Source organism: Pedobacter sp., from assembly GCF_045628745.1.
In the GTDB taxonomy this organism is placed as follows: Bacteria; Bacteroidota; Bacteroidia; order Sphingobacteriales; family Sphingobacteriaceae; genus Pedobacter.
On sequence record NZ_JAZQPU010000060.1, the window covers coordinates 1 to 5,488 of the forward strand.

A 5,488-nucleotide genomic window follows, 5' to 3' on the forward strand; every position below is an offset into this window, starting at 1 on the left:
AATAATCATCATGGCAGGGAAAAAATTATCTCGTAGAGATCGTATAAAAAAAGGAATCAGAAAAAGACTTACCGGTTCTGACAACCGTCCACGTTTATCAGTATTTAGAAGCAATAAAGGAATTTATGCTCAAATCATTAATGACGTAACTGGTAACACTATAGTTTCAGCGTCTTCTTTATCTAAAGATTTTGCTGGTAACGGTAACAAATCAGCGCAATCTATTGCTGTAGGTAAATTGGTTGCTGAGAAAGCAATTGCAGCAGGTATTAAAGAAGTAGTTTTCGATAGAAATGGCTACCTATACCACGGACGTATTAAGTCGTTGGCAGATGGTGCCCGCGAAGCTGGTTTAGTATTTTAATCTGAAAATAGATAAGAATGTCAACTATCAATATAAAAAGAGTTAAGACTAGCGAGATCGAGTTAAAAGATCGTTTAGTTAGCATACAACGTGTAGCCAAAGTAACCAAAGGTGGACGTACATTCAGCTTTTCCGCTATCGTAGTGGTTGGAGATGAAAACGGTGTCGTAGGTTATGGATTAGGTAAAGCGAAAGAGGTAACAGAAGCCATTGCTAAAGGCATTGATGATGCTAAAAAGAATTTGGTGAAAGTTCCTTTATTACACGGTACTGTTCCTCATGAGCAAATCGGTAAATTCTCAGGTGGTTTTGTATTAATCAAACCAGCTGCAGTAGGTACTGGAGTTATTGCTGGTGGTGCAATGCGTGCAGTATTAGAGAGTGCTGGTGTACACAACGTATTAGCTAAATCAAAAGGTTCTTCTAACCCACACAACGTGGTAAAAGCAACTGTAGATGCTTTAACTAAAATGCGTGATGCTTATACAGTAGCTCAACACCGTGGTGTAGATTTAAATAAAGTTTTTAACGGATAATATTATGGCGAAGATCAAAATAACCCAAATAAAAAGCATCATCGATAGAAGCGAACGCCAAAAACGGACGATGCAAGCTTTAGGTTTAACAAAATTAAACCAAAGTGTAGAAGTTGAAGCTACGGGTGCTATCATCGGCATGGTTAGAAAAGTTAACCATCTGGTAGCTTTAGAGAATATTTAATGATAAAGGTTGCTAAAATGTATATATTTACATTTGCAACCTTTATATATGTTTAACCGTTGCCCTGATTAGTGAAAGCGAAGGGCAGCACAATAAGTTTCAAAATGAACTTAAGTAATTTAAAACCTGCAGTAGGTTCAACAAAAAATGTTAAGAGAATTGGTCGTGGTACTGGTTCTGGTCGTGGTGGTACTTCCACTCGTGGTCATAAAGGTGCTGGATCACGTTCAGGACATAAAACCAAGATCGGTTTCGAAGGTGGTCAAATGCCTTTGCAACGTCGTGTACCTAAGGTTGGTTTCAAACCAATTAACCGTGTAGAGTATGTAGGCGTTAACTTAGACGTGTTACAAGGCTTAGCCGAAAGATTCAACTTAACTAGTATTGATTTCCCTACTTTGCAAGCGCATGGTTTAGCATCTAAAAACGACTTAGTGAAAGTTTTAGGTCGTGGTGAAGTTAAATCTAAGTTAGAAGTTAAAGCACATGCTTTTTCGGCATCTGCACAAAAAGCTATTGAGGCTGTTGGAGGCTCAATCGAAAAATTGTAATTAATGAAGAAGCTGTTTACTACTTTAAGTAATATTTGGAAAATTCAAGAATTGAGAGAGCGTATTATGTTTACGCTCATCATTCTTTTGGTTTATAGATTTGTTTCTCACGTGGTTTTACCAGGTGTAGACGCAACTGCTCTAGGCGATAATGAAAAATCAGGTCTTTTAGGTCTATTGGATATGTTTGCCGGCGGATCTTTCTCTCGGGTCTCAATCTTAGCCTTGGGGGTTATGCCTTATATTTCTGCGTCCATCGTAGTTCAGTTACTAGGTATTGCTGTACCCACTTTCCAAAAAATGCAAAAAGAAGGGGAAAGCGGCCGGAACAAACTAAACCAAATTACAAGGTATTTAACTGTAGCCATTACTGCTGTTCAGGCAATAGGTTATGTTAAAACACAGGTGCCACAAGAAGCCATCCTGATTAACCACACTTTATTCTACGTGGTATCTACGTTTGTGCTTGCTGCTGGTACTTTATTTGTAATGTGGCTAGGAGAAAAAATAACAGATAAAGGTATTGGTAATGGTATTTCAATCATCATTATGGTTGGTATTATTGCACGTTTACCTATTGCTTTACAACAGGAAATTAGTTCCAGGTTTGTAGGTGATGGTGGACTGGTAGCTTTAGTTCTTGAAATTGCTGCTCTTGTGGGTGTGGTGATCTTTACCATTATGATTGTTCAGGGTGTACGTAAAGTGCCTGTTCAATATGCAAAACGTATTGTTGGTAACAGACAATTCGGTGGGGTAAGACAATACATTCCATTAAAAGTAAACGCTGCTGGAGTTATGCCTATTATCTTTGCGCAAGCATTGATGTTTATTCCTGCAACATTAACAGGGTTCTTCCCTAATTTGCAAAACACCTGGTTGATCCAGTTCAGTGATTATACCTCTTTAGCTTATAGCTTAACATTTGCTTTCTTAATTATTGCATTTACGTTCTTCTATACCGCTATTACGGTTAATCCAACACAAATGTCTGATGACATGAAGAAAAACGGTGGTTTTATTCCTGGTGTTAAACCTGGTTTAGCTACTTCATCGTTTATTGATGACGTGATATCTAAAATCACCTTCCCAGGTGCTATTGCTTTAGCTATCATTGCTATCTTACCTTCTATCGCAGTTAAATTTGGGATCAAATCTGAGTTTGCTCATTTCTATGGAGGTACTTCCCTATTGATTCTTGTAGGTGTGGTATTAGATACTTTACAGCAAATCGAAAGTTATTTGTTAATGCGTCACTATGATGGTTTAATGAAAACTGGTAGAGTTACTGGCCGTTCAGGAGTTCCTGCAGCTAACAGTAGCAACGCTGTTATTTAAGCTTAATAATGTCGAAGATTTATTATAAGTCTGCAGAAGAAATCGAATTAATAAGAGAAAGCGGTGTTGTTTTATCAGGAGCCTTAGCGGAAATTGCTTCAGTCATTGCCCCGGGTATAACAACATTGCATTTGAATAAAATAGGGGAAACCTATATAAGAGACCATGGAGGCGTGCCTGCATTCTTGAATTACAATGGTTTCCCTTATGCTTTATGTATCTCGCCAAATGAACAGATTGTTCATGGTTTTCCAGGCGATTACGTGATTCAGGAAGGCGATTTAATCTCTGTGGACTGTGGAGTCATCAAAAACAATTATTATAGTGACTCTGCTTATACCTTCGCTATTGGTGAGATTGATGCGGAGCGACAGAAGCTAATTGACATCACCAGGAAGTGTTTGGAACTGGGCATAGAAAAAGCAGTAGTCGGGTCCCGCATAGGGGATATAGGTTACGCCATTCAAAAGCTCGCAGAAGACAATGGCTTTGGTGTTGTAAAAGAACTTGTAGGTCATGGTGTAGGTATCCAGCTTCATGAGAAACCAGATGTTCCTAACTACGGTAAACGTGGTGGGGGAATGAAACTGGAAGAGGGAATGGTACTTGCTATTGAACCTATGATCAATGCAGGAAGTGCAGGAGTTAAATTTTGGTCTGACGGCTGGACCGTTACCACTAAAGACAACCGGCCTTCGGCACATTATGAACACATGGTTGCTGTCAAAAAGGGGAATGCAGACGTTTTATCGTCGTTTTCACCAATTGAAGAAGTTTTAAAGAAAAAAAGAGAATAATTAATTTTTTTTATTTAATTTTGCAACCCTGTTTAGTAGTAGCTAATTCAGTAAAAATCAATATTATATGGCTAAACAAGCCTCAATTGAACAAGACGGTGTAATAAGAGAAGCGTTATCAAATGCAATGTTCCGGGTAGAACTGGAGAACGGGCATGAGATAATCGCACATATTTCTGGAAAAATGAGGATGCACTACATCAAAATTCTTCCTGGAGATAAAGTTAAATTAGAGATGTCGCCTTATGATTTATCAAAGGGCAGGATTACTTATAGATATAAATAAAATGAAAGTTAGGTCATCAATTAAGAAACGTAGCGTTGATTGCAAGGTTATTCGTCGTAAAGGTAAACTTTACGTAATTAACAAAAAAAACCCGAAATACAAACAACGTCAGGGATAAGGAATTATTGAAGTATGATTAGATTGAATGTTCAGGTTATTCAATCTGTCGTTTAATCAAATAATCAACATTAGTATAAAATATGGCAAGGATATCAGGTATTGATTTACCAAGAAACAAAAGAGGCGAAATAGGATTAACCTACATCTTCGGAGTAGGCAGATCTACTGCACAACGTATATTGACGGAAGCAGGTATCGATTTAAGCAAAAAAGTACAAGATTGGTCAGATGACGAGTTGTCTGCTATCCGTACAATTATCAACGACCAGATTAAAGTAGAAGGTGCTTTACGTTCTGAAGTTCAGTTGAACATTAAACGTTTAATGGATATCGGCTGTTACCGAGGTTTACGTCACAGAAAGGGATTGCCAGTGCGTGGTCAACGTACTAAGAACAATTCTCGTACTCGTAAAGGCAAGAGAAAAACAGTTGCTAACAAGAAAAAAGCTACTAAATAGTATTAGTATCAAGAATAATTATGGCTAAAAGTAAAAAAGTAACCAAAAAGCGTATTGTTGTTGTAGAGTCTGTTGGTCAGGCGCACATCAATGCTACTTTTAACAATATCATTGTTACCTTAACAAATAACAACGGTCAAACTATTTCATGGTCTTCAGCTGGTAAAATGGGCTTCAAGGGTTCTAAAAAGAACACTCCATATGCTGCAGGTCAAGCTGCATCTGATTGCGGAAAAGTAGCATTTGACTTAGGTCTGCGTAAAGTAGAGGTTTTTGTTAAAGGTCCGGGTTCAGGCCGCGAGTCTGCAATTAGAACATTGCAAGTTGCTGGTATTGAAGTAACCTCTATCAGAGATATTACCCCGCTTCCTCACAACGGTTGTCGCCCTCCGAAAAAGAGAAGAGTTTAATTATTAATTTTTAAAGCTAAGAGTCTGCAGCTTCAGGTTGCACGATACTTTAAAACAAACAAGAAATGGCAAGATATACAGGACCAAAGTCCAAAATCGCGCGTAAATTCAGAGAGCCAATTTTCGGCCCTGACAAAGTATTAGACAGAAAAAACTACCCTCCTGGACAGCACGGTGCGTCTAAAAGAAGAGGTAAGCAATCTGAGTACGCTGTACAGTTAATGGAAAAACAAAAAGTTAAATATACTTATGGTGTATTAGAACGTCAGTTCCGTAACTTGTTCACTAGAGCGTCTGCCCGTCAAGGTATTACAGGTGATAATTTATTACAATTATTAGAAGCCCGTTTAGATAATACAGTATATAGATTGGGTATTGCAACTACACGTTCAGCTGCACGTCAGTTAGTTAGCCATAAACACGTAACAGTGAATGGTGAAGTGG

11 protein-coding genes are annotated in these 5,488 nt (G+C 38.2%); all 11 read left to right on the top strand.

Features of this window, described 5'->3' with window-relative positions; all coding sequences use genetic code 11:
• The first annotated feature begins 10 nt into the window (after positions 1-10).
• Positions 11-364 (top strand): 50S ribosomal protein L18, encoded by a 354-nt coding sequence (rplR, locus tag ACR2F7_RS02715; RefSeq protein WP_432712085.1) that lies wholly within the window; start codon positions 11-13, stop codon positions 362-364.
• Between the two features lie 17 nt (positions 365-381).
• Positions 382-900, top strand: coding sequence for a 30S ribosomal protein S5 (gene rpsE / locus ACR2F7_RS02720; protein ID WP_432712078.1), 519 nt, complete (start codon positions 382-384; stop codon positions 898-900).
• Positions 901-904: 4 nt separating this feature from the next.
• Positions 905-1,084 (top strand): 50S ribosomal protein L30, encoded by a 180-nt coding sequence (gene rpmD, locus ACR2F7_RS02725; RefSeq protein ID WP_339591507.1) that lies wholly within the window; start codon positions 905-907, stop codon positions 1,082-1,084.
• 104 nt (positions 1,085-1,188) lie between these two features.
• Positions 1,189-1,635: a 50S ribosomal protein L15 gene (gene rplO / locus ACR2F7_RS02730; protein WP_432712079.1), complete on the top strand. Its 447-nt coding sequence runs from the start codon at positions 1,189-1,191 to the stop codon at positions 1,633-1,635.
• A 3-nt stretch (positions 1,636-1,638) separates the two neighbouring features.
• Positions 1,639-2,973, top strand: coding sequence for a preprotein translocase subunit SecY (gene secY, locus ACR2F7_RS02735; protein ID WP_432712080.1), 1,335 nt, complete (start codon positions 1,639-1,641; stop codon positions 2,971-2,973).
• An 8-nt stretch (positions 2,974-2,981) separates the two neighbouring features.
• Positions 2,982-3,770: a type I methionyl aminopeptidase gene (gene map / locus ACR2F7_RS02740; protein WP_432712081.1), complete on the top strand. Its 789-nt coding sequence runs from the start codon at positions 2,982-2,984 to the stop codon at positions 3,768-3,770.
• Between the two features lie 67 nt (positions 3,771-3,837).
• Positions 3,838-4,056: a translation initiation factor IF-1 gene (infA, locus tag ACR2F7_RS02745; RefSeq protein ID WP_008244555.1), complete on the top strand. Its 219-nt coding sequence runs from the start codon at positions 3,838-3,840 to the stop codon at positions 4,054-4,056.
• A gap of 1 nt (position 4,057) precedes the next feature.
• A complete protein-coding gene (gene rpmJ, locus ACR2F7_RS02750; RefSeq protein ID WP_196859746.1) occupies positions 4,058-4,174 on the top strand; it encodes a 50S ribosomal protein L36 in 117 nt (38 codons plus the stop codon).
• A gap of 82 nt (positions 4,175-4,256) precedes the next feature.
• Positions 4,257-4,634, top strand: coding sequence for a 30S ribosomal protein S13 (gene rpsM, locus ACR2F7_RS02755; protein WP_432712082.1), 378 nt, complete (start codon positions 4,257-4,259; stop codon positions 4,632-4,634).
• Positions 4,635-4,654: 20 nt separating this feature from the next.
• Positions 4,655-5,044: a 30S ribosomal protein S11 gene (gene rpsK, locus ACR2F7_RS02760; RefSeq protein ID WP_432712083.1), complete on the top strand. Its 390-nt coding sequence runs from the start codon at positions 4,655-4,657 to the stop codon at positions 5,042-5,044.
• A 65-nt stretch (positions 5,045-5,109) separates the two neighbouring features.
• A partial coding sequence (rpsD, locus tag ACR2F7_RS02765) for a 30S ribosomal protein S4 (protein WP_432712084.1) occupies positions 5,110-5,488 on the top strand: 379 nt, incomplete at its 3' end.